This is a genomic window from Pseudomonas sp. MYb118 (assembly GCF_040947875.1).
Classification (GTDB): Bacteria; Pseudomonadota; Gammaproteobacteria; order Pseudomonadales; family Pseudomonadaceae; genus Aquipseudomonas.
The window spans coordinates 962,611-984,139 of the sequence record NZ_JBFRXN010000003.1 but is presented as its reverse complement, the minus strand read 5'-3'; the positions used below and the strand labels follow the sequence as shown (position 1 = coordinate 984,139).

General features: G+C 62.2%; 18 protein-coding genes. 6 read left to right on the top strand and 12 right to left on the bottom strand.

Features of this window, described 5'->3' with window-relative positions:
• Positions 1 to 145: 145 nt before the first annotated feature.
• From ABVN20_RS25655 to ABVN20_RS25625, 7 genes are all read right to left on the bottom strand, one after another.
• Entirely contained in the window at positions 146 to 1,786 is a 1,641-nt protein-coding gene (locus ABVN20_RS25655) for a BatD family protein (RefSeq protein ID WP_368558576.1), read from the bottom strand.
• Complete coding sequence (locus tag ABVN20_RS25650; RefSeq protein WP_368558575.1) at positions 1,783 to 3,519, bottom strand: tetratricopeptide repeat protein; 1,737 nt, start codon at positions 3,517 to 3,519, stop codon at positions 1,783 to 1,785. Before ABVN20_RS25650 ends, ABVN20_RS25655 begins: the two co-directional genes overlap by 4 nt.
• Entirely contained in the window at positions 3,516 to 4,595 is a 1,080-nt protein-coding gene (locus ABVN20_RS25645) for a VWA domain-containing protein (RefSeq protein ID WP_368558574.1), read from the bottom strand. The genes ABVN20_RS25650 and ABVN20_RS25645 overlap by 4 nt, the downstream gene beginning before the upstream one ends.
• The gene (locus tag ABVN20_RS25640; protein ID WP_368558573.1) at positions 4,588 to 5,082 is read right to left on the bottom strand and encodes a DUF4381 domain-containing protein; all 495 of its coding nucleotides are present in this window, start codon (positions 5,080 to 5,082) and stop codon (positions 4,588 to 4,590) included. The genes ABVN20_RS25645 and ABVN20_RS25640 overlap by 8 nt, the downstream gene beginning before the upstream one ends.
• Positions 5,079 to 6,023: a DUF58 domain-containing protein gene (locus ABVN20_RS25635; RefSeq protein WP_368558572.1), complete on the bottom strand. Its 945-nt coding sequence runs from the start codon at positions 6,021 to 6,023 to the stop codon at positions 5,079 to 5,081. The genes ABVN20_RS25640 and ABVN20_RS25635 overlap by 4 nt, the downstream gene beginning before the upstream one ends.
• Positions 6,024 to 6,028: 5 nt before the next feature.
• Complete coding sequence (locus ABVN20_RS25630) at positions 6,029 to 6,988, bottom strand: AAA family ATPase (protein WP_368558571.1); 960 nt, start codon at positions 6,986 to 6,988, stop codon at positions 6,029 to 6,031.
• Positions 6,989 to 7,227: 239 nt separating this feature from the next.
• On the bottom strand, positions 7,228 to 7,581 hold the full coding sequence (locus tag ABVN20_RS25625) for a hypothetical protein (RefSeq protein WP_368558570.1): 354 nt from the start codon (positions 7,579 to 7,581) through the stop codon (positions 7,228 to 7,230).
• Between the two features lie 517 nt (positions 7,582 to 8,098).
• Here ABVN20_RS25625 and ABVN20_RS25620 point away from each other — a divergent pair.
• Positions 8,099 to 12,991 (top strand): NAD-glutamate dehydrogenase, encoded by a 4,893-nt coding sequence (locus ABVN20_RS25620; protein ID WP_368558569.1) that lies wholly within the window; start codon positions 8,099 to 8,101, stop codon positions 12,989 to 12,991.
• Positions 12,992 to 13,168: 177 nt separating this feature from the next.
• Here ABVN20_RS25620 and ABVN20_RS25615 read toward each other — a convergent pair whose 3' ends face one another.
• From ABVN20_RS25615 to ABVN20_RS25600, 4 genes are all read right to left on the bottom strand, one after another.
• Positions 13,169 to 13,771: a hypothetical protein gene (locus ABVN20_RS25615; RefSeq protein WP_368558568.1), complete on the bottom strand. Its 603-nt coding sequence runs from the start codon at positions 13,769 to 13,771 to the stop codon at positions 13,169 to 13,171.
• A gap of 207 nt (positions 13,772 to 13,978) precedes the next feature.
• Positions 13,979 to 14,389: a cupin domain-containing protein gene (locus ABVN20_RS25610; RefSeq protein WP_368558567.1), complete on the bottom strand. Its 411-nt coding sequence runs from the start codon at positions 14,387 to 14,389 to the stop codon at positions 13,979 to 13,981.
• A gap of 194 nt (positions 14,390 to 14,583) precedes the next feature.
• A complete protein-coding gene (locus ABVN20_RS25605) occupies positions 14,584 to 14,877 on the bottom strand; it encodes an antibiotic biosynthesis monooxygenase family protein (RefSeq protein WP_368558566.1) in 294 nt (97 codons plus the stop codon).
• A gap of 117 nt (positions 14,878 to 14,994) precedes the next feature.
• Entirely contained in the window at positions 14,995 to 16,428 is a 1,434-nt protein-coding gene (locus ABVN20_RS25600) for a PLP-dependent aminotransferase family protein (protein ID WP_368558565.1), read from the bottom strand.
• 208 nt (positions 16,429 to 16,636) lie between these two features.
• Between ABVN20_RS25600 and ABVN20_RS25595 the strand changes: the two genes are divergently transcribed.
• Positions 16,637 to 17,077, top strand: coding sequence for a carboxymuconolactone decarboxylase family protein (locus tag ABVN20_RS25595; RefSeq protein ID WP_368558564.1), 441 nt, complete (start codon positions 16,637 to 16,639; stop codon positions 17,075 to 17,077).
• A gap of 524 nt (positions 17,078 to 17,601) precedes the next feature.
• Positions 17,602 to 18,519 carry an IS110 family transposase gene (locus ABVN20_RS25590; RefSeq protein WP_368554840.1) on the top strand — a complete coding sequence of 306 codons (918 nt, stop codon included), beginning with the start codon at positions 17,602 to 17,604 and terminating at the stop codon, positions 18,517 to 18,519.
• A gap of 307 nt (positions 18,520 to 18,826) precedes the next feature.
• Here ABVN20_RS25590 and ABVN20_RS25585 read toward each other — a convergent pair whose 3' ends face one another.
• Positions 18,827 to 19,105: a hypothetical protein gene (locus tag ABVN20_RS25585; protein WP_368558717.1), complete on the bottom strand. Its 279-nt coding sequence runs from the start codon at positions 19,103 to 19,105 to the stop codon at positions 18,827 to 18,829.
• Between the two features lie 317 nt (positions 19,106 to 19,422).
• On the opposite strand from ABVN20_RS25585, the gene ABVN20_RS25580 reads away from it, so the two are divergent.
• Genes ABVN20_RS25580 through ABVN20_RS25570 form a run of 3 tightly spaced genes read left to right on the top strand, consistent with a single transcriptional unit; the run spans position 19,423 to position 21,528 of the window.
• A complete protein-coding gene (locus ABVN20_RS25580; protein ID WP_368558716.1) occupies positions 19,423 to 20,007 on the top strand; it encodes an STN domain-containing protein in 585 nt (194 codons plus the stop codon).
• Positions 20,004 to 20,552 (top strand): RNA polymerase sigma factor, encoded by a 549-nt coding sequence (locus tag ABVN20_RS25575; RefSeq protein ID WP_368558563.1) that lies wholly within the window; start codon positions 20,004 to 20,006, stop codon positions 20,550 to 20,552. The genes ABVN20_RS25580 and ABVN20_RS25575 overlap by 4 nt, the downstream gene beginning before the upstream one ends.
• A 34-nt stretch (positions 20,553 to 20,586) precedes the next feature.
• Complete coding sequence (locus ABVN20_RS25570) at positions 20,587 to 21,528, top strand: FecR domain-containing protein (RefSeq protein WP_368558562.1); 942 nt, start codon at positions 20,587 to 20,589, stop codon at positions 21,526 to 21,528.
• The last annotated feature ends 1 nt before the right edge of the window (position 21,529 follow it).

Below are 21,529 nucleotides of genomic sequence, written 5' to 3'. Positions count from 1 at the left end.
GTGTCAGATACAGCATTGGCGACTGACAGGGCCCCTTCGCGAGCAAGCCCGCTCCCACAGGTTCATGGTTGGAACACAAATGATGTGAACACTGACCACACTGTGGGAGCGAGCCTGCTCGCGATTGCATTGGTTCAGGCAACAACTATTTCGGATAAAGCGGCGGCAACCCGCTGTCGCCCAGTGGGTCCTGGGTCCGCTCGGCCATCGGAATGGTGCGGATGGCGCGCCACAGTTCTTCGCCCTGCCAGTGCTGGCCGCTTTCGCTGTAGAGCGCGCCGTTGAGGCCGTCCAGGGCATCGGACAGTGGCACGAAGCGCGCGGCCATGTCGGCCAGGGTTTCCGGTTGCTGGCGGGCCCAGGCGTCCAGGGCCTGGCGGGTGGCGTGGGTGTCGTTGGCCTGGCAGGCGCGCTTGAGGTCGTCGAGCACAGTGCGGGGGCTCGGGCCGGTTTGCGCGGCGCGCAGGATCGCCGGTTGCCAGCGGGCGCGCCACCACAGGCCGAAGCCGAGCAGGGTGGTGCAGGCTAGCACCAGGGTACTGAGCTTCCACCACCACAGCGCTTCGCTGTCCGCCGTCGAGGCGACCGGCGTCACCCCCGCCGGGGTATCGACGATCAGCCCCGGGTTGTTCGCCACATTCAGGGTGCGCGCCGGCAGGCTGGTGTGTTCCAGGTGATCCTCGAAGGTGTTCCACCAGACCACGTCCACCGTCGGCAATTCGATGTCGCCGCTGCGGGTCGGCACCAGCGCCTCGCGGTCTTCACGGCTGCCGATCAGGCCGCGCTCGCTGTTCTGGTTGCCCAGCACCGGCTGATCGGGATAGCGGCGCAGGCCGTTGACATCGGTGGCTGGCAGCGGCGGCAGTTGTGAACTGGCCAGGCCTTCGGCTTTCAGGGTCAGGCTGCGGGTCAGCGAGTCGCCCACCTGGGCGTGGTCCGGCTCCGGGTTCCAGCTTTCGCTCAGGCTCAGGCTGCGCGCCGGCAACCATGGCATATCCGCGGGATAGCTGGCGGGCTTGGCCTTGACCGTCAGCGGCAGTTTCTCGGAGCTGACGCGCATCAGCTTGCCGGATTTCGGCACCTGGGCTTCAACGTCCTGGGCCGGTTGCGGATCCACCAGGGTGGCGCTGAAGATCTGCGCCGGAATGGTCAACTGGCCGCTGTGTTGCGGATAGATCGCATAGCGCAACTCGATCACGCCGTGGCGCAGGCCGTTGATGTCCTTTTCGTAGGTGCGCGACTCACCCAATTGCTCGATCCGCGCGTCGGGGATCTGCAAGGGTGTCAGGCTGCTGTCGTCGTACAGCGACACGGAGTGGTAGATGCGCAGTGTCAGCAGGGCCTGGGCCTGTACATACACGCTGGCCTGATCGAGGCTGGCTTCGATGAACACCGGCCCGCGCTTGCCGATGCTGTCCTGTTTTTCACTCTCGACCACCTGCAAGGTAATCGGCTGGGTCTGGGCGTCACCCAGTTTCAATGGCTCGATGACCACGCTGCCGTTCTGGCGCGGCAACAGGGTGATGATCCAGCGGGTGGTGGCGCGGCTGTCGCCGTTGATGCTGGTCAACTGGTTGACCTGGCGGGTGCCGCGCACCTCGAACAGCGGTTCCAGCGGCGTCAGGTCGGGTTTGCCGAACTGCGTCACATCGTTGGATTCCAGGGTCAGCTCGACCGTCTCGCCGGAATTCAGGCGAGTACGGTCGACACTGGCGACCAGTTCCACGGCCTGGGCCTGCAAGGTCCAGAACAGCGCGGTGGCCAAAAAAGCGGTGAAGCGGGTCATCGGGTTTTTTCCTGATCCTGATATTGCTGCTGTTCGTACCAGAATTTGCGCCTGAGCAGTTCGCCGGGATCATCCGGGATCTTGCGCAGCCATTGCTCCAGAGCCTGGCGCTGTTCGCCGTCGATGGCATCGTCGGCCGGACGCAGCGGCGGGGTGGTGCTTTGCTCGTCGCCCAGTTCGCTGCCGGGGACTTCATTGCTGCCCGGCCGTGGCGGCGTGGTTTCACTGTCCTGTGTGTCTGGCGCGGCGGCCTGTGTGTCGGGTTTCGCTTCGCCGCTGTCCGTCGGTTGCGTTGCCGCGCCCGGTGGTGTTTCTTGCGGGCCTGGGGCTTGGTCTTCGTCGGGCTTTTCCGGTTCGGCCGGTTTCGGCGCATTTTTCTGCTTCAGCAGGTTTTCCACGACGGCCTTGTTGGTCAATGCCGGGCGCAGATCCGGTTGCAGCTCCAGTGCCTGTTCGTAGGCATCCAGCGCGGCGTCCAGTTCACCGCTTTTGGCCAGCGCGTTGCCTCGATTGTAGTGGGCGTGGGCGTCGTTGCCTTCGGCGAAGCGCTGGGCGGCGCCACTGTAGTCGCCGGCTTCGTAAAGCGCCACGCCTTGCCACTGGTGATCGTCGAAATGTCGGGCCGCTTCGGCCGGGCGCTTTTGCTTGAGCAGGTGCAGGCCCTGCTGATCGGGGCGCAACCACAGGTCCTTGAACTCGAACGCGTAACTCGGCTGCGGCAGCGCAAACAGCAGTGGCAGGCAGAACAACCAGCCGCGTCGGCCGGCGCAGGCGGCCAGCAGCAACAGCGGCAACAACAGCCAGTAGCCCTGATCGGCCCAGGTATCCAGGCGCAGGGTCTGACCGTCGTCGCGCAGGCTGCGCGGGCCACTGAGCAGGCCCAGGCCACGCAGGTCGGCATCTTCCAGGCGCGCATGGCGATAGCGGCCACCCAGGCCATTGACGAAGGCTTTCAGGCTCGGTTCATCCAGATGCGGCACCAGGATCGCGCCCTGATCGTCCTTGAGGAAACTGCCGTCTTCCTGGGTGATGGGCGAACCTTCGGCGGTGCCGACGCCGAGCATCAGAAACTGGGTCGATTTGCCGTCCAGCGCCTGCTGGATGCCTTCGCGCTCCAGCTCATTGAGGGACGAGCCGATCAGCAGAATCCTGCCGTCACCCAGTGCCCCCTGATGCAACAAGCCCAGCGCCTTGGTCACCGCCAGATCGGCGCGATGACCGGACTGGGGCATCAGTGACGGTTTCAGGGCATCCAGCAGGTTGCGACTGGTCGCCAGGTCATCCGACAGCGGCACCAGCGTGTGCGCGCTGCCGGCGTAGACGACGATGGCGGTCTGCGCATCGCTGCGGTTTTGCAGCAGGTCCAACAGTTTGCGCCGGGCCTGTTCCAGGCGGTTGGGCGTGACGTCGGTGGCGAGCATTTCCGGCGTCAGTTCCAGAATCACCACCAGCGGATCGGCGGGTTTCTGGCTGTTTTGTTCGACCCGCTGCCAGCTTGGGCCCAGCAGTGCCAGAACAGTGATCAACCAGGCGATGCCGAGCGCCACCCAGGGCAATTTGCTGTTGCGCCCGTTGCCGCCACTGAGCAAGGCGGCGTGGAAGGCCGGCGGCAGGATCATCTGCCAGCGCCCGACGCGTTTTTGCCGATGCCACAGCTGCCAGAGCAACCAGCCCAGCAGCGGCACCACCAACAGCCACAAAGGGCGGAACCAGTACGGCCACAGATCGCTCATCGACGCCTCCGCAGACGCAGGCGTCTGAGCCGCTGGCGCCACTCGGGCAGGGCGGTCTGCGCCAGCAGATCCTTGGTGAGCAGGCGCTGCAGCGGATTGTCCGGCCACAGTTCGCGCACCACCAGCAGCATGCTCAGCAGCAATGCCATCGCCAGGGGCCAGTGATAGAGAGCCTGGGCCGGGCGGGCCTGGGTGGGTTGCTGGGTCACCGGCTCCAACTGATCGAGGGTTTCCTTGATCGCCTGCAACTGCTCGCCGTCGCGAGCACGGAAATACTGGCCGTCGGTTGCGGCAGCGATGGCCTGCAACGACGGCTCATCGAGGTCCAGGCTCGGGTTGACGCCCAGAAACGCCGGCGTGCCGGATTGCTCCGGGTCGGCACCGATACCGATCGTGTAGATTTTCACCCCTTCCTTCGCCGCCAGGCGTGCCGCGGTCAGTGGGTCGATTTCGCCACCATTGTTGGCACCGTCGGTGACCAGGATCAGCACGCGGCTCTGTGCCGGACGCAGGCGCAGGCGCTTGAGGGCCAGGCCGATGGCGTCGCCGATGGCGGTGTTCTTGCCGGCGATGCCGACCCGCGCTTCGTCGAGCCAGATGCGTACGGTGCGCCGGTCGAAGGTCAGCGGGGCTTGCAGATAGGCGCGGCTGCCGAACAGGATCAGGCCGACCCGGTCGCCTTCGCGGCTCTCCAGGAAGTCACCGAGCAGGTGTTGCACCAGTGCCAGGCGGCTGACCTCATCGTTCTGCCATTGCATGTCGGGGAAGTCCATGGAACCGGACACGTCGACCGCCACCAGCAGGTCCCGACCGCTGGCAGCAATCGGCAGCGGCTCGCCGAGCCACTGCGGACGCGCCGCCGCGATCAGCAGAAACAGCCATAGCAGCATGAACGGGGTCTGTTGGCGCCAGGCCGGCAGGTTGGCGCGGGCGCGGCGGCGGGCCAGGCCTTCGAGGTCGCCGAGGAAACTGACCTTGAGCGCCGGCTCGCCACTGTCGGCCACCGGCAACACCATGCGCATCAGCCATGGCAGTGGCAGCAGGGCGAAGATCCACGGCCAGGCGAACTCAAACATGTTTGCGAATCCAGGTGTCGACGGCCTGGGTCAGGCCGGCGATGGCCTTGTCGTCCAGTTTGCATTCGGGTTTGTAAGCGCCTTCGACCAGCACCATCCAGCGCGTCAGGCCGGCGGCCGGGCAGCGGTTGTCAAGAAACGCCAGCCACTGGCGGCCATTGAGGATGTGGCTCTGGCTGTTGGGGTAATGGTTGCGGCACAGGCGTTTGAGCAGGCCGTTGAGCTGCTGCAACCAAGCGCCGGCCGGGGCGCCGTCGTAGGGTTTGGGCAGCAACGCCAGTTCCGCCAGTGCGGCCAGGCGCACCGGGTCCAGCGGTTGTTCGGCGCGCACGATGGGGCGCTTGTTGGGCAACAGGCTGCGGGCTTTCCACAGTCCGAAGGCGATCAACACCAGCGCCAACAGCAACAGCCACCAGCCGGGCGCGGGAGGCCAGACACTGATGGGCGGCGGCGAGATCAGCGGTTGCAAACCGTCCAGCCCACTCATCGACCGGCCCCCGGATTCTGCGGGTTCAGGTATTCGCGCAGTTGTTCGACCATTTCGCTTTGCGTGCTCAATGGCATCAACAACACCCGCAGCTTCTGCGCCAGCAGTTCCCAGCGGGCGATCCGCGCGTCGGCCTGGGCGCGGTAAGTCTGGCGCAGGTCATAGTTGAGCGTGTCGATTTCCAATTGCGCGCCGCGCTCGGCAAAACGCAACAGGCCGGCAGCGGGCAGGGCGTGGTCGAGCGGGTCGGACACCGGCAACAGCAGCAGGTCGCAATGCCGCGACAGCAGGCTCAATTGCTGCTCGGTGCCCTCGGTCAGCGCACGTTCGTCGCAGATCACTATCACCAGGCTGCCGGGGCGCAGCACCTCGCGGGCCCGGCGCAGGGCGAGGTTGAGGGAGTCGCGGTTCTGTTCGGTCTCGGTGTGCAGCGACTGGTTGACCCGCACCAGCCGGTTGAGCAGTTGCAAAAGGCTCTGTTTGCTGCGCCGAGGCTTGATTTCGTAGTGCTCGTTGTCGCCGAACACCAGCCCGCCGATCCGGTCGTTATGCCCCAGCGCTGCCCAGCCGATCAGGCTGGCGGCCTGGGCCGCCAGGACCGACTTGAACATCAGCCCGGAGCCGAAGAACAGCCGGCGGCTTTGTTCGACCATGATGAAAATTGGTCGCTCGCGTTCTTCGTGAAACAGCTTGGTGTGCGGCTCCTGGGTGCGGGCGGTGACGCGCCAGTCGATGGTGCGCACGTCGTCGCCGGCCTGGTAGACCCGCACCTGATCGAAGTCCACACCACGGCCGCGCAGCTTGGAGTGGTGCAGGCCGACGAGCGGGCTGCGCTGGCTCGGCGTGGAAAAAAGTTGCACTTCACGCACGCGATGGCGCATTTCGATCAGCTCGGCGAGGCTGATGCGAATGCCCGGCTCGGGCGGCATGCTGGCGTTCATCGGGGTCAAGCGACGGCTACGACGTCGAGAATCCGCTGGACCACCCGGTCCTGGTCAATGCCGGCGGCTTCTGCTTCGAAGGACAGGATGATGCGGTGGCGCAACACATCGAACAGCACCGCCTGAATGTCTTCCGGGCTGACGAAGTCCCGGCCGGCGAGCCAGGCGTGGGCACGGGCGCAGCGGTCCAGGGCGATCGAGCCGCGGGGGCTGGCGCCGTAGGCGATCCATTCGGCCATTTCCGGGTCGAACTTGGCCGGGTTGCGGGTGGCCATGATCAGTTGCACCAGGTATTCCTCCACCGCATCGGCCATGTACAGGCCGAGGATTTCCTTGCGCGCGGCGAAGATGGCCTGCTGGCTGACCCGTCGCTCCGGCTTGGTTTCGCCGTTGAGCGCTTCACCACGGGCCTGTTGCAGGATGCGGCGCTCGACGGTGGCGTCGGGGAAGCCGATTTTGACGTGCATCAGGAAGCGGTCGAGCTGGGCTTCGGGCAGCGGATAGGTGCCTTCCTGCTCGATCGGGTTCTGCGTGGCCATCACCAGAAACAGCGGCGACAACTCGTACGTGCTGCGCCCGACACTGACCTGGCGCTCGGCCATGGCCTCGAGCAGGGCCGATTGCACCTTGGCCGGGGCGCGGTTGATTTCGTCCGCCAGCACCAGGTTGTGGAAGATCGGGCCTTGCTGGAACACGAAGCTGCCGGTTTCCGGGCGATAGATCTCGGTGCCGGTGATGTCGGCGGGCAACAGGTCGGGCGTGAACTGGATACGATGGAACTGCGCTTCGATGCCTTCGGCGAGCTCCTTAATGGCCTTGGTCTTGGCCAGGCCCGGAGCCCCTTCTACCAGCATATGGCCATCGGCGAGCAGGGCGATGAGCAAGCGCTCGATGAGTTTGTCCTGGCCGAGAATCTGCGTGGAAAGAAAGGTTCGCAGCGCGATCAGCGCTTCACGATGTTCCATCGGTGACTGTTCCTGCAAAGGGTGACCTGGGCGCTCGAATAACGCCAAGGCTGGGGGCGTTACTTTAATCCATCGCGGGGGGCGGCGACTAACGGCATTTTGTGCAAAGTGTGGGAAATGGGTCGTCAATCGCCTGTGGGAACCTCTCGCGAGCAGGCTCGCTCCCACAGGGGATGGTCGGTGCAACGCAGAACCATTGTGGGAGCGAGCCTGCTCGCGATGCGTTTCCCCGGTCGCCCTCAAATCTCGCTGATATAGGTCCCGGTCCCATCCAGAATGTTCTTGAGGGTCAATTCGACCTCCGCCAGGTCGCTGGCATCGGTGTTGTGGATGATCTCCAGCACGTCATCGCCATTGAGCGCATCGGCGTCCGCCGCGGCGATTTCGATCAGCAGGCGGGTAGGGCTCAAGGTCACCTTGACGCCTTCCAGGGTCGAAGGCTCGCCGTCCAGGGTGATTTCCAGCTCGTCCTCGTCCGGATAGCGGCTCATGAGGAACATGTCCCCCTTGTCGCTGTGGCAGGCGAGCATGGCCATGTTGTCTTCTTCGTCGTCGCACGGGTTGACGATCAACAGGGAGGTGGTCATTTGCATGGGGAATTCCTGGCTCGACGAGCATTGTGAAAGCGGCAAACCGTAATTCTGCCAGCCCCCGGACTTTTGTGCATGGCGCACTGCAAGGGAATGTGTCGTGAACGACCGGGCCGCTGCGGGACATTTCCGGCACGGGGAGGGCGCAAAACCGGGGAGAAATCGCCCGTTTTCCGCCACGGCTGCTAGTGTTGTTCGATGCATGTCGCCACAGCAGCATTCCGATGACCGAATATGTCGCAGCACCGCAAGCACCGGCCTTGCCGCACTGGTTAAGCTGCGCATCGAATGGATACCTGTAAAGACCTGCCTGTAACGAAAGTGTGCAATTGATCGCACAGTGGTTTTTGCAGATGCCCATTCACGGAAGGTGAATGTGACCTGAGTGTCCCGTCCAGCTTCACCCACCTGTCACCCTGTTTCCTCTGCCCGAGATTCAGGAACAGGGTGACGGACCGCCCCGAAAGGGGTGTTGCACGCGACGCTTCAATCAATAACAAGCCCAAGCGGAGTACCACAGATGGCGTTCTTCACCGCAGCCAGCAAAGCCGACTTCCAGCACCAACTGCAAGCGGCACTGGCGCAGCACATCAGTGAACAGGCACTGCCACAAGTGGCGCTGTTCGCTGAACAATTCTTCGGCATCATTTCCATGGACGAGCTGACCCAGCGTCGCCTGTCCGACCTCGCTGGCTGTACCCTTTCTGCGTGGCGCCTGCTTGAGCGCTTCGATCACGCGCAACCGCAAGTGCGCGTCTACAACCCCGATTACGAACGCCACGGCTGGCAGTCGACCCACACCGCGGTCGAAGTGCTGCACCACGACCTGCCATTTCTGGTGGACTCGGTGCGTACGGAGCTGAACCGCCGCGGCTACAGCATCCATACCCTGCAAACCACCGTGCTCAGCGTGCGTCGCGGCAGCAAGGGCGAGTTGCTGGAAATCCTGCCGAAGGGCACCCAGGGCGACGACGTGCTGCAAGAGTCGTTGATGTACCTGGAAATCGACCGTTGCGCCAACACCGCCGAATTGAACGTGCTGACCAAGGAACTGGAGCAGGTCCTGGGTGAAGTGCGCGTGGCCGTCAGCGATTTCGAACCGATGAAAGCCAAGGTCCAGGACATCCTGAGCAGCCTGGACAACAGCCGTTTCGCGGTCGATGCCGACGAAAAGAACGAAATCAAGAGTTTCCTGGAATGGCTGGTGGGCAACCACTTTACCTTCCTGGGCTACGAAGAGTTCGTGGTCACCGACCAGGCCGATGGCGGCCACATCGAGTACGACCAGAGCTCCTTCCTCGGCCTGACCAAGCTGCTGCGCACCGGCCTGACCTACGACGACCTGCGCATCGAAGACTACGCGGTCAACTACCTGCGTGAGCCGACCCTGCTGTCGTTCGCCAAGGCCGCGCACCCAAGCCGTGTACACCGTCCGGCTTACCCGGACTACGTGTCGATCCGTGAAGTCGACGCCGACGGCAAGGTCATCAAGGAATGCCGCTTCATGGGTCTGTACACCTCGTCGGTGTACGGCGAAAGCGTACGCAACATTCCGTACATCCGCCGCAAGGTCGCGGAAATCGAACGCCGTTCGGGCTTCCAGGCCAAGGCCCACCTGGGCAAGGAACTGGCCCAGGTCCTCGAAGTACTGCCACGGGACGACCTGTTCCAGACCCCGGTGGACGAGCTGTTCAGCACCGTGATGTCGATCGTGCAGATCCAGGAACGCAACAAGATCCGCGTATTCCTGCGCAAAGACCCGTACGGCCGTTTCTGCTACTGCCTGGCCTACGTGCCACGCGACATCTATTCCACCGAAGTGCGCCAGAAGATCCAGCAAGTGCTGATGGATCGCCTGAAGGCTTCGGACTGCGAGTTCTGGACCTTCTTCTCCGAGTCCGTGCTGGCCCGCGTGCAGCTGATCCTGCGTGTAGACCCGAAAAACCGCATCGACATCGACCCGCAGCAACTGGAAAACGAAGTGATCCAGGCCTGCCGCAGCTGGCAGGACGATTACGCCGCCCTGACCGTCGAGAGCTTCGGCGAAGCCCACGGCACCAATGTGCTGGCTGACTTCCCGAAAGGCTTCCCGGCCGGCTACCGCGAGCGTTTCGCCGCCCACTCGGCCGTGGTCGACATGCAGCACCTGCTGAGCCTGAGCGAGAAAAACCCGCTGGTCATGAGCTTCTACCAGCCACTGGGCCAGGTGTCCGGTCAGCGCGAGCTGCATTGCAAGCTGTATCACGCCGACACCCCGCTGGCACTGTCCGACGTGCTGCCGATCCTGGAAAACCTCGGCCTGCGCGTGCTGGGTGAGTTCCCGTACCGCCTGCGCCACACCAATGGCCGCGAGTTCTGGATCCACGACTTCGCGTTCACCGCCGCCGAAGGCCTGGACCTGGACATCCAGCAGCTCAACGACACGCTGCAGGACGCTTTCGTCCACATCGTACGTGGCGATGCCGAAAACGATGCATTCAACCGCCTGGTGCTGACCGCCGGCCTGCCATGGCGCGACGTGGCGCTGCTGCGTGCCTACGCCCGCTACATGAAACAAATCCGTCTCGGCTTCGACCTGGGCTACATCGCCAGCACCCTGAACAACCACACCGACATCGCTCGCGAGCTGACCCGGTTGTTCAAGACCCGCTTCTACCTGGCGCGCAAGCTCAGCGGCGACGACCTGGAAGACATGCAGCAACGCCTGGAACACGCGATCCTCAGCGCCCTGGACGACGTTCAGGTGCTCAACGAAGACCGTATCCTGCGTCGTTACCTGGACCTGATCAAGGCGACCCTGCGCACCAACTTCTACCAGACCGACGCCAAGGGCCATAACAAGTCCTACTTCAGCTTCAAGTTCAACCCGCACCTGATTCCCGAGCTGCCCAAGCCGGTGCCGAAGTTCGAGATCTTCGTCTACTCGCCACGCGTCGAAGGCGTGCACCTGCGCTTCGGTAACGTGGCCCGCGGCGGCCTGCGCTGGTCCGACCGTGAGGAAGACTACCGCACCGAAGTGCTGGGCCTGGTAAAAGCCCAGCAAGTGAAGAACTCGGTGATCGTGCCGGTGGGCGCCAAAGGTGGCTTCCTGCCACGTCGCCTGCCGCTGGGCGGTGGTCGCGACGAGATCGCGGCCGAGGGTATCGCCTGCTACCGCATCTTCATTTCCGGCCTGCTGGACATCACCGACAACCTGAAAGACGGTGCGCTGGTGCCGCCGGCCAACGTCGTGCGCCATGACGACGATGACCCGTACCTGGTGGTGGCGGCGGACAAGGGCACTGCGACCTTCTCCGACATCGCCAACGGCATCGCCATCGACTACGGCTTCTGGCTGGGTGACGCGTTCGCTTCCGGCGGTTCGGCCGGTTACGACCACAAGAAGATGGGCATCACCGCCAAGGGCGCGTGGGTGGGCGTACAGCGTCACTTCCGCGAGCGCGGCATCAATGTCCAGGAAGACAGCATCACCGTGGTCGGCGTCGGCGACATGGCCGGTGACGTGTTCGGTAACGGCTTGCTGATGTCCGACAAGCTGCAACTGGTCGCGGCCTTCAACCACCTGCACATCTTCATCGACCCGAACCCGAACCCGGCGACCAGCTTCGCCGAGCGTCAGCGCATGTTCGACCTGCCGCGTTCGGCGTGGTCGGACTACGACACCAGCATCATGTCCGAAGGCGGCGGGATCTTCTCCCGCAGCGCGAAGAGCATCGCGATTTCCCCGCAGATGAAAGAGCGCTTCGACATCCAGGCCGACAAGCTGACCCCGACCGAGCTGCTCAACGCCTTGCTCAAGGCGCCGGTGGACCTGTTGTGGAACGGCGGTATCGGCACTTACGTCAAGGCCAGCAGCGAAAGCCACGCCGATGTCGGCGACAAGGCCAACGACGCCCTGCGCGTGAACGGCAACGAGCTGCGCTGCAAGGTTGTCGGCGAGGGCGGTAACCTGGGCATGACCCAACTGGGTCGCGTCGAGTTCGGCCTCAATGGCGGCGGTTCCAACACCGACTTCATCGACAACGCCGGTGGCGTGGACTGCTCCGACCACGAAGTGAACATCAAGATCCTGCTCAACGAAGTGGTGCAGGCCGGCGACATGACCGACAAGCAGCGCAATGTGCTGCTGTCGAGCATGACCGACGAAGTCGGTGGCCTGGTGCTGGGCAACAACTACAAGCAGACTCAGGCCCTGTCGCTGGCGGCGCGTCGCGCACTGCCACGCATCGCCGAGTACAAGCGCCTGATGAACGACCTGGAAGGCCGTGGCAAGCTGGACCGTGCCATCGAGTTCCTGCCGTCGGAAGAGCAGATCAACGAACGCGTCGCGGCGGGCCATGGCCTGACCCGTCCGGAGTTGTCCGTGCTGATCTCCTACAGCAAGATCGACCTCAAGGCGCAGTTGCTCGAATCCCGGGTACCGGATGACGACTACCTGACCCGTGACATGGAAACCGCTTTCCCGCCGAGCCTGGTAAGCAAGTTCTCCGAGGCCATGCGCCGTCACCGCCTGAAACGCGAGATCGTCAGCACCCAGATCGCCAACGATCTGGTCAACCACATGGGCATCACCTTCGTTCAGCGACTCAAGGAGTCCACCGGCATGAGCCCGGCGAACGTGGCCGGTGCCTACGTGATCGTGCGTGACATTTTCCACCTCCCGCACTGGTTCCGTCAGATCGAAGCCCTGGACTACCAGGTCTCGGCAGACGTGCAACTGGAGCTGATGGACGAACTGATGCGCCTGGGCCGCCGTGCTACACGCTGGTTCCTGCGCAGCCGTCGCAACGAGCAGAACGCTGCCCGTGACGTCGCGCACTTCGGTCCGCACCTGAAGGAGCTGGGGCTGCGGCTGCCTGAGCTGCTCAAAGGCCCAACCCTGAAAAACTGGCAGGATCGCTACGAGGTCTATGTCAAGGCGGGTGTGCCTGAGTTGCTGGCGCGCATGGTGGCGGGTACCTCGCACCTGTACACCTTGCTGCCGGTGATCGAGGCCTCCGATGTCACGGGGCAGGATCCTGCGGAAGTGGCCGAAGCCTTCTTCGCTGTGGGCGAGAAGCTGGACATCACCTGGTACCTGCAACAGATCAGTGCCTTGCCGGTTGAGAACAACTGGCAGGCCCTGGCCCGTGAAGCGTTCCGTGATGACGTCGACTGGCAGCAACGTGCGATCACCATCTCCGTCCTGCAACTGTGCGAGAGCTCGGTGGAAGCACGCCTGGACGCCTGGATGGCGCAGCACGCCGCCATGATCGAACGCTGGCGCGCCATGCTGGTGGAAATCCGTGCCGCCAGCGGTACGGACTACGCCATGTACGCAGTGGCCAACCGCGAGTTGCTCGACTTGGCGTTGAGCGGGCAAGCGGTAGTACCTGCCGCAACCCCGGCGAACGCCGAGGTGGAAACCGCCTGACCCGGCGTTGAATGAAAAAGCCCCGCATTGAAAGATGCGGGGCTTTTTGGCTGGATGCTTCCTGACCCTGTAGGAGCGAGCTTGCTCGCGATGGGGCCATCACATCCAGCATCTGCGTCGGCTGACACACAGCATCGCGAGCAAGCCCGCTCCCACAGGAATATCAGGCGCTATGTATCAATCCTCATCCGACTCCGTAATGGGCTCGATGAACAACGGATAAGGTTCATTCCCCGTAGGTTGCAGCACATTGCGCTCAAGAATCCTCAGGTTGAATTTTACCGATTCACCCGAACCATCCCCATAGCAATACAGCCTTGGCTCTTGCATATGTTGGCGTTTGATAACCCCGGAATTACGAACTTGCAGGTACACACTGGCATGAGTGTTTTGCAGATCATCCAAAGTAATGACCTGCTGCTCATTGTTGAGCAAGTTGAATAACGTGGTATCACTGCCCGCACCGGTAGTTGCACCCAGGAGGCCATTGCTGGTCTTGATCAGGTACTTGCCCAGAAACTTATCGCTGCGCACTTGAAGTGCGTAATGATCGTCATGCCGATTGAAATACACCACCATTTCATCGGAGCGGGTGCGTTCGTGCACGTTGCGCGCCTTATGCACACGGACCATTTTCCGGGTGGTGGTGGAATATTGATGATTGGTGGTCAGAAGGTTGCCCTGGCCTTCAGGAACTGCCTGCATCTGCTCGAAGAATTTCATTGTGGTGTCATCGCAACGAATGGCTGCGATAAAGGAAAGTTGCTGTTCGGTACTCATAAAGTCTCCATTAACTTGAGTGGTTCGCGTCGTGCGAACCGCCAGAATAATGGAGTTGCTGTTGATGAACAGCTTTGAACAATTGCCCGATGTTGCCTCAACTGTAGGAGCGAGCTTGCTCGCGATGCGTTATTCCAGACAACTTATGCGTGAATGGTAGAATGCATCGCGAGCAAGCTCGCTCCTACAGGTGCGGGTTCTGCGTAATTAATGCTCCAACGGAATCAACACTTTCTCATCCGGTGACAACACCATGAACACCAGCAACTTGGCCGGTTTGGTCTTGCTCGCGTTTTTCGACACCAGATGCTCGGAACCGGCGGGCTCATACCAGTATTCGCCAGCCTTGTAGGTTTTCGCCGGTTCGCCCTTGACCTGGGAGGTGATCGCACCCGACAACACGTAGGCCATCGCCGTACCTTCGTGTTTGTGGGCGATCGAGGACTGGCCGGGCAGGTAGTCCACTTCGAGCATCAGGGCTTTTTTGTCGGGGACGTTCTTCAGGACTTCGTCCTGCAGGATCGTGACCTTTTCCGAAGGGTCATGGGCGAATGCCGGGACCGACAGTGTCAGGGCAAGGGCAGCGAGTGGGGCGGCACACAAGCGCAAAGCTTTCATGGATTATTACCTGCGGTGGTTAGTCGTCAGGGACCAGATTAGACCCCGATGGCAGGGGGTCAAACAGCCAATTCTCACGAAGGTGAGGGGACCAATGACCGCGGCGCACAAAAAAGACCGCAGCCTGCGACGGTTCTTACAGAGGTACCCAGTGCCCTGTAGGAGCCGTCGTTGTCTGCGGTCTTTTAACCGTTTCAGCGAATCGGGAAGCTGTTGAAATCCACGGCGTTTGCCAGTTGGTTATCGATCAGGCCGATGAAGCCCTGCACTTCAGGGCAGTTGAAATGCTGGTGCATGGCCGCTTCCGATTGCCAGCGGGCGCTGACGTTCCAGCGGTTGCTGTCCTCGGGGCAGCGGTCGACCATATAGGAATCACAGCCCGGTAATTCGCGCAGGGTTTCGACAATCTTTTGCAGTTGCTTGCCCAGCTCTTCCGAGCGGCCGTTGACGGCCTGTACCTTTACGGTATTGATCACTTCGTTGGACATTACTCACACTCCTGAATCAGGCCGTCCTGCTCATTGAGGGATAACGCCTATGCAGGATAGGCCTGCACCCCGGGACCGCCAATAGCCAATCGCCGGATAAAAGCGCAGGCCAATCGTCTACGACAGTTGTTGCAAAATGTCTCGAAGACGGTCCAGGGCGGGGTCGATGTCCAGCGTCTCGATGGCGCCGAAGCCCATGAGCAGGCCATCCTGTGGCGCCCGCTGGTAGTAGAAGGGCTCGATGGGGTACAGGCCGACTTCGACCTTTTTGGCCAGTTCGACCAGTAAAGGCATATCAATAGGCACTTTGCATCTAAGCGACATGTGGAACCCGGCCACGCTCGGGACCGCTTCGAGCCACGGTGACAGGTCGCCGGCGACGCGGCTCAGGATGCGTTCGCGACGCCCGGCGTAGATCGCATGACAGCGGCGGATGTGCTTGAGCAGGCAGCCTTCGGCAATGAACTTGGCCAGTGCCCATTGGGGCAGGGTGGAGGTGTGCAGGTCGGTCAGTTGCTTGGCTCGGACCACCGCTTCGAGGATCGCCGGCGGCAAAATCATGTAGCCCAGGCGCAACTCCGGCAACAGGGTTTTCGAGAAGGTGCCGACGTAGGCGACTATGCCGTGTTCATCCATGCTTTGCAGGGAGTCGGTGGGGCGGCCTTCGTAGCGGAATTCGCTGTCGTAGTCGTCCTCGATGATGATCGCGCCCAGCTCGCGAGCGCGCTCCAGCAGGGCGACGCGGCGCGCCTGGCTCATGGCGACGCCCAGCGGGAACTGGTGCGACGGGGTCACGTAGATCAGCCGGGTGCCGTCGGGGATCTTGTCGACCTCGATGCCTTCGGCGTCCACCGGTACACCCACCACCGTCGCGCCATGGGTGCCGAACAGCAGGCGCGCCGGCGGATAGCCGGGGTCTTCCATGGCGACGAGGCTGCCGGGGCGTGTCATCACCCGGGAAATCAAGTCCAGCGCCTGCTGCGCACCGTTGCACACCACTACGTCTTCGTCCTGGCAGTTCACACCACGGGAGAACGCGATGTGCCGGGCGATGGCGTTACGCAGTGCCGGCAGGCCCTCGGCGTAACTGTAGAAGCCCTTGGAACCGGCGATCTGGCGCAACGCGTGGGAGGTACAGCGCCGCCAGTCGTCCTGGGGAAACTGGCCCTTGCTGGTGGCGCCGCCGATGAAGTCATAACGCAGCGAGCCTTCCAGGGTTGGGTGGCGCAGAAACACTGGCAGGTTGCGCCAGGATTCGATCACCTCGGCACTGGCCAGCTGTGAATGGCTTTGCTTGGGCTGGTTTTTCGCTGGCCGGGTGTTGACGTAGGTGCCTTTGCCTATCACCCCGGTGAGGAAGTTTTCGTAGGTCAGCTGTGCGTAGGTGTCGGAGATGGTCTTGCGCGAGATGCCCAACTGTTCCGCCAGCAGGCGACTGGGCGGCAACTGCGTGCCCGCGGCCAGGCGCCCGGATTCGATGGCGCTGCGCAGTTGGTTATACAACTGGCCTGCCAGGTCCTTGCGGCCGTTGATGACAACATGAAGTTCCATACCGACGGGGCTCCCGAGCCGTTGACTGACGCGCGTGTGCGTCGCGCAAGATTACCCGCAAGCGCTGCCGTGCAGAAGTTGAGTAATGGAAAAACCGTGGATTGGTCTGGTGGCGGGTGGTCCCGTGGAATTTCGCCGAATTGGCTCTGTTACCTCGGGCGTAGAGCGCCTAACTTGAAACACTACCTACTGCACCCTGAGGCTTGGCATGACTTCCCGTCTGGATTACTACAGCGCATCGCCCAAGGCGATGAAAGCCATGATCGCCATGGAGGCGTTGACCAGCCACCTGAGCATCGAGCCGGAACTGCTGCACCTGATCAAAATCCGCGCCTCGCAACTCAACGGCTGCGCCTTCTGCACCGACATGCACTCGGTGGATGCACGGCGCCTGGGCGAGACCGACCGACGCCTGTATTCGATCGTGGTCTGGCGCGACAGCAATTTTTTCAACCCCCGCGAGCGCGCGGCACTGGCCTGGACCGAGTCGGTGACACTACTTGCCGAAAGCCACGTGCCCGATGACGTGTACGAACAGGCGCGCGAGCATTTCAGCGAAAACGAAATGGTCGACCTGACCATCGCCGTCACCACCATCAACAGCTGGAACCGACTGGCCGTGAGCTTCCGCCAAACACCAAGCGCATGACCCTGTAGGAGCGAGCTTGCTCGCGATGGCGCCAATACATTCAACATCATATGGTGCCTGACACTCCGCTATCGCGAGCAGGCTCGCTCCCACAAGGTTTTCCGGCTGCCACAAATACTGAATACACCCAGAAAAACCTGTGGGTATGGCGCCTGACACTCCGCCATCGCGAGCAAGCTCGCTCCTACAGGATTTTTGGTTTGCCATAGATACTGAATACACCCAGACCACCTGTGGGAGCGGGCTTGCTCGCGATGGCGTCGGTACATTAAACATCTATGTTGCCTGACACTCCGCTATCGCGGGCAAGCCCGCTTGTGTCTTGATCAGGGAATAAAATCAGAGGTGAGAGGGGTGGATGGCAAGCTGTGAGTCCGCGGTGCTTGAAGCACGTGTGGGAGCCGAGCTGCCATCCACCTTTCCACTCTGGCCCATAAGCCCGAACAGTTAGACGAGCGCCACTCGAATCACAAGCGTGGGCAAAGCCAGAGCACTCTCACTTCTGAGTGTAAGAGGGTTTTGTCATGATTTCCTGGGTTGGCATCGATATCTCCAAATCAAAGCTCGTTGTCTGGGTTCAACCACAGAACGACGGCTTTGATGTTCCAAACAGTTCTGAAGGCTTCGTTGAGCTGATCCAGCGCTTGAACCGTTACGAAGTTGGCCGGGTTCTGCTGGAAGCTACGGGCGGTTATGAGCGCCAGAGCATGGTCGCCTTGCAAAACGCGCACTTCAACGTGCTGAGGATCAATCCCCGGCGAGCCAGAGCCTTTGCTGTGGCAATGGGCAAAAATGCCAAGACCGATCCGATCGACGCCGCTGTCCTGGCCGCGTTCGCCGAAGCTCTGCATGCTCCCTGCGACCCAGTAATCTCGCCCCAGCGAGAGGCTCTACGCGAGCTGATTCAGCTACGCGAACACTTGGTTCAGCAGCGAGACGACAACAAGCGTCGGCTGCAACAAGCCCAGCTGCCAGCGGTTGTCGGCATGATCGAGGAACACATTCGCTATTTGCAGATACAGATCAGGCAACTCGGCAAGGCCATCAACCAAAGCATGCGCGACCTGGATGCAGAGAAAACCGAGCGGCTGATTGCTGTTAAAGGCATAGGCACAGTGGCTGCCGCCAGTTTGCTGGTTTACTTGCCCGAACTTGGTGAGCTGAATCGTCGGGAGATCGCGGCGTTGGCCGGCATCGCGCCATACAACGATGACAGCGGTAATCACAGCGGGAAGCGCCAGATTTACGGGGGACGAGCCCGAGTCCGCCGTGCACTCTACATGTCTTGCTGGGTCGTAATCCGCCACCAGGCAGACTTCAAGGCACGCTACGAGGCTTTACGCGAGCGAGGCAAGAGCGCGAAAGTCGCGCTCATCGCCTGCATGCGAATACTGCTGATTAGACTCAACGCCATGCTGCGAGACGGAACAGAGTGGCGGTGATGAGCGGTATGGGTAAGACAGTTGCTCCCACAAGAGTTTCGGTCTACCACACATACTGAATACACCCTGACAACCTGTAGGAGCGAGCTTGCTCGCGATGGCGGCGGTACATTCAACATCTATGTTGCCTGGCACACCGCTATCGCGGGCAAGTCCGCTCCCACAAGGTTTTCCGGCTGCCACAAATACTCAATACACCCAGACAACCTGTGGGAGCGAGCCTGCTCGCGATGGCGTCAAGGCATTCAACATCTATGGCGCCTGACACACCGCCATCGCGAGCAAGCTCGCTCCTACAGGGGTGTTGTCAGTTGCCGGCGGGGCGTTGGGGTTTGACGGAGGTGCCGAAGGTGTTGCCCATCCGGGTGCTGGTGGCCGCTGGTGTGGCCAGGCCCATTTGGCTGGGTGGGCGTTTGTCGATCGGGACGTTCATTCTTTCCTGGTTTTTCTGTGCGGCCTTGGCGCCGTCGGGGTTGTTGCCCATCTGCTGGCTCAGGCAGTTGTAGTCCGGCGCCTTGTAGCCGTCGACCTGTACGTCGACGCAACCCTTGGCTTCTTCCGCCTGGGCCACTGACAGCCCGGTCATCAGCAGCGCGATCGCTGCAACGCTCATCAGGTATTTCATCAAAGACCTCCCTGGCCCTGAACGGGCCCTGCATGCCATTGAGTCTACTTCATGGCGGTTTAACATCGCGTGATGGTTTTTTTGCACCATCCGTCACATCAGGTTCATAAACAGCCCTCAGGATGACGGTTTTCAGGGGTGCGTCAGCCGTGCAGCGAGGCAGAGCCAGGGAGCGGCGCCAGATCTTTTCGACACGTGTTCGCCAGGCTTGCCTGGCGTTGCTGTTTTGGTTGCAGGCAGCCGTCGCAGGGGCCGAACCGGTCGATGTGCGAGCGCCGATGGACCTGGACATTCCGGCCCAGGAACTGGCCAGCGCCCTCGAACGATTCAGTCGCGCGACCGGCATGGCAGTGCTGGTGGATCACACCTTGACCCGCGGCCGTCGTTCCGTCGCGGTCAAGGGGCGGTTCAGCGCGAATGAAGCCTTGATCCGCCTGCTCAGCGGCAGCGGACTCATGGCCCGCTATGCCCAGGCGGACGCATTTACCCTGCAGGTCGCGCAGGTGTCCGCCGTCGAAGGCCCGACCACCGGCAATGCGCTGCCGGGTGGCAGTAATTATGCAACGGCGGTGCAGGCCGCGATCGAACGCAGCCTGTGCCGGACACCACTGGTTCGGCCCGGCAGTTTTCGCGCGTTGCTGCAACTGTGGATCGGTCGTGACGGCGTGGTGCAACACAGTCGGCTGGTCAGTTCGACCGGCGACTTCAAGCGCGACGCCGCGCTGGTGGAAAGTTTGCGTAACCTGGACATCGAACGCCCGGCGCCGAGTTCTCTCAGCCAGCCGGTCACACTGCTTCTGCTGCCGGAGTCATCAGGTAAACGCATGGATTGCTCAAATGGGAAGGGAGTTTCCGGGGGATGAAAGACACCGGGAAAAGTTCGATGGTCACGCTGTTCCTGACCTCGTATGACGATTTCAAGGCGCGCCTGCGCCGACGTCTTGGCTCGGAAGACCTGGCCAACGATGTCCTGCACGAAACTTACCTGCGGGTCGACCGCATGGAAGAACCCCCGAACATCAACCAGCCCAATGCCTATCTGTACCGCATGGCCCTCAACATCGCGGCCGACCGGCGGCAGTCGGACGCGCGCCTGCTGACCGGCAGCGAGGTCGATGAGCTGTTGCAGGTGTCCGATGAAACGCTCGACCCCGCTCGGGTCGTGGGCGGGCAGAAGGAAATCCAGTTGCTGCTCAGTGCCCTGTACGAGTTGCCCGCGCGGCGGCGCAAGATTTTCATCGCCGCCCGCCTGGAAGAGGCGCCGCACCTGGAAATCTCCCAGCGTTTCGGCATCTCTACGCGGATGGTCGAGAAGGAAGTCAAAGCCGCTTTGACCCATTGTGCCGGGCGCCTGGAAAGAAAATTCATTCAACGGTTCGGTCCCGGTGCGGGAAAACCGTCTAATTGAAAGAGCCCAGATTAATTCTTGAGTACCCCCGCGTTTGAACATCTTCCGTTTTCCATCGCCTGAGCCGACACCTCAGGATCAACTGAGCCTCGAAGCCCGCGACTGGCTGGTGCTGTTGACCTCTGGCCGGGCCACCGTCGCCGATGCCCGCGCGCTGCGCGAGTGGTGCGCGCAAAGCGCCGAGCATGCCCGAGCGTTCGAACGGGCCAAGTTGCTGTGGCAGCAGTTGCGTCCGGCTGTCGAGCAGATCAGCGCGCCTCGCCACCTGGGGCGCCGTGCCTTCCTCGGCGGTGCGATTGCCGCGTCCGCCGCGTTCTTCCTGATCCGTGCCAGCGTCCCCGGCGGTTTCTCCGGGTTGGGCGCCGACTACATCACCGAAGTGGGCGAGCAGCGCCGGGTCGATCTGGCCGACGGCGTGAGCCTGGAGCTCAACACCCAGACCCGGATCAACCGGCGCCCCGGCACCGACGGTCAGCAGGCGCTCGAATTGATCAGCGGTGAAGTCGAGGTGCAGACCCGCGCGCAGGCGACCCTCAAAGTCCAGGCCGGATCCGGTTGGCTGAGCGCCAGCCAGGCCCGCTTCAACCTGCGTAATACCGATCAGAACGTCTGCGTCACCTGCCTGGACGGCGCCCTGCAGGTGGACGTGCTGGGCCGCAGCATCCGCCTGCAATCCGGCCAGCAACTGACGTACAACAACCGGGAAATCAGTGTCCCTCAGGCCGTCGACACATCGACCGTGATTGCCTGGCGCCAGCAAGTGCTGGTGTTCAACGACGCGACGCTGGCCCAGGTGATCGACGAAATCAACCGCTATCGCCCGGGCATGTTGCTGTTGCTCAACAGCGAACTGGGCAAGCGCAAGGTGCAGGCGCGCTTCAGCCTCGATCAACTGGCCGGCGTCGCGCTGATGATTCGCGATGCCTACGGGGTCAAGTGCACCGAACTGCCCGGTGGCGTGGTAGTGCTGAGCTGAG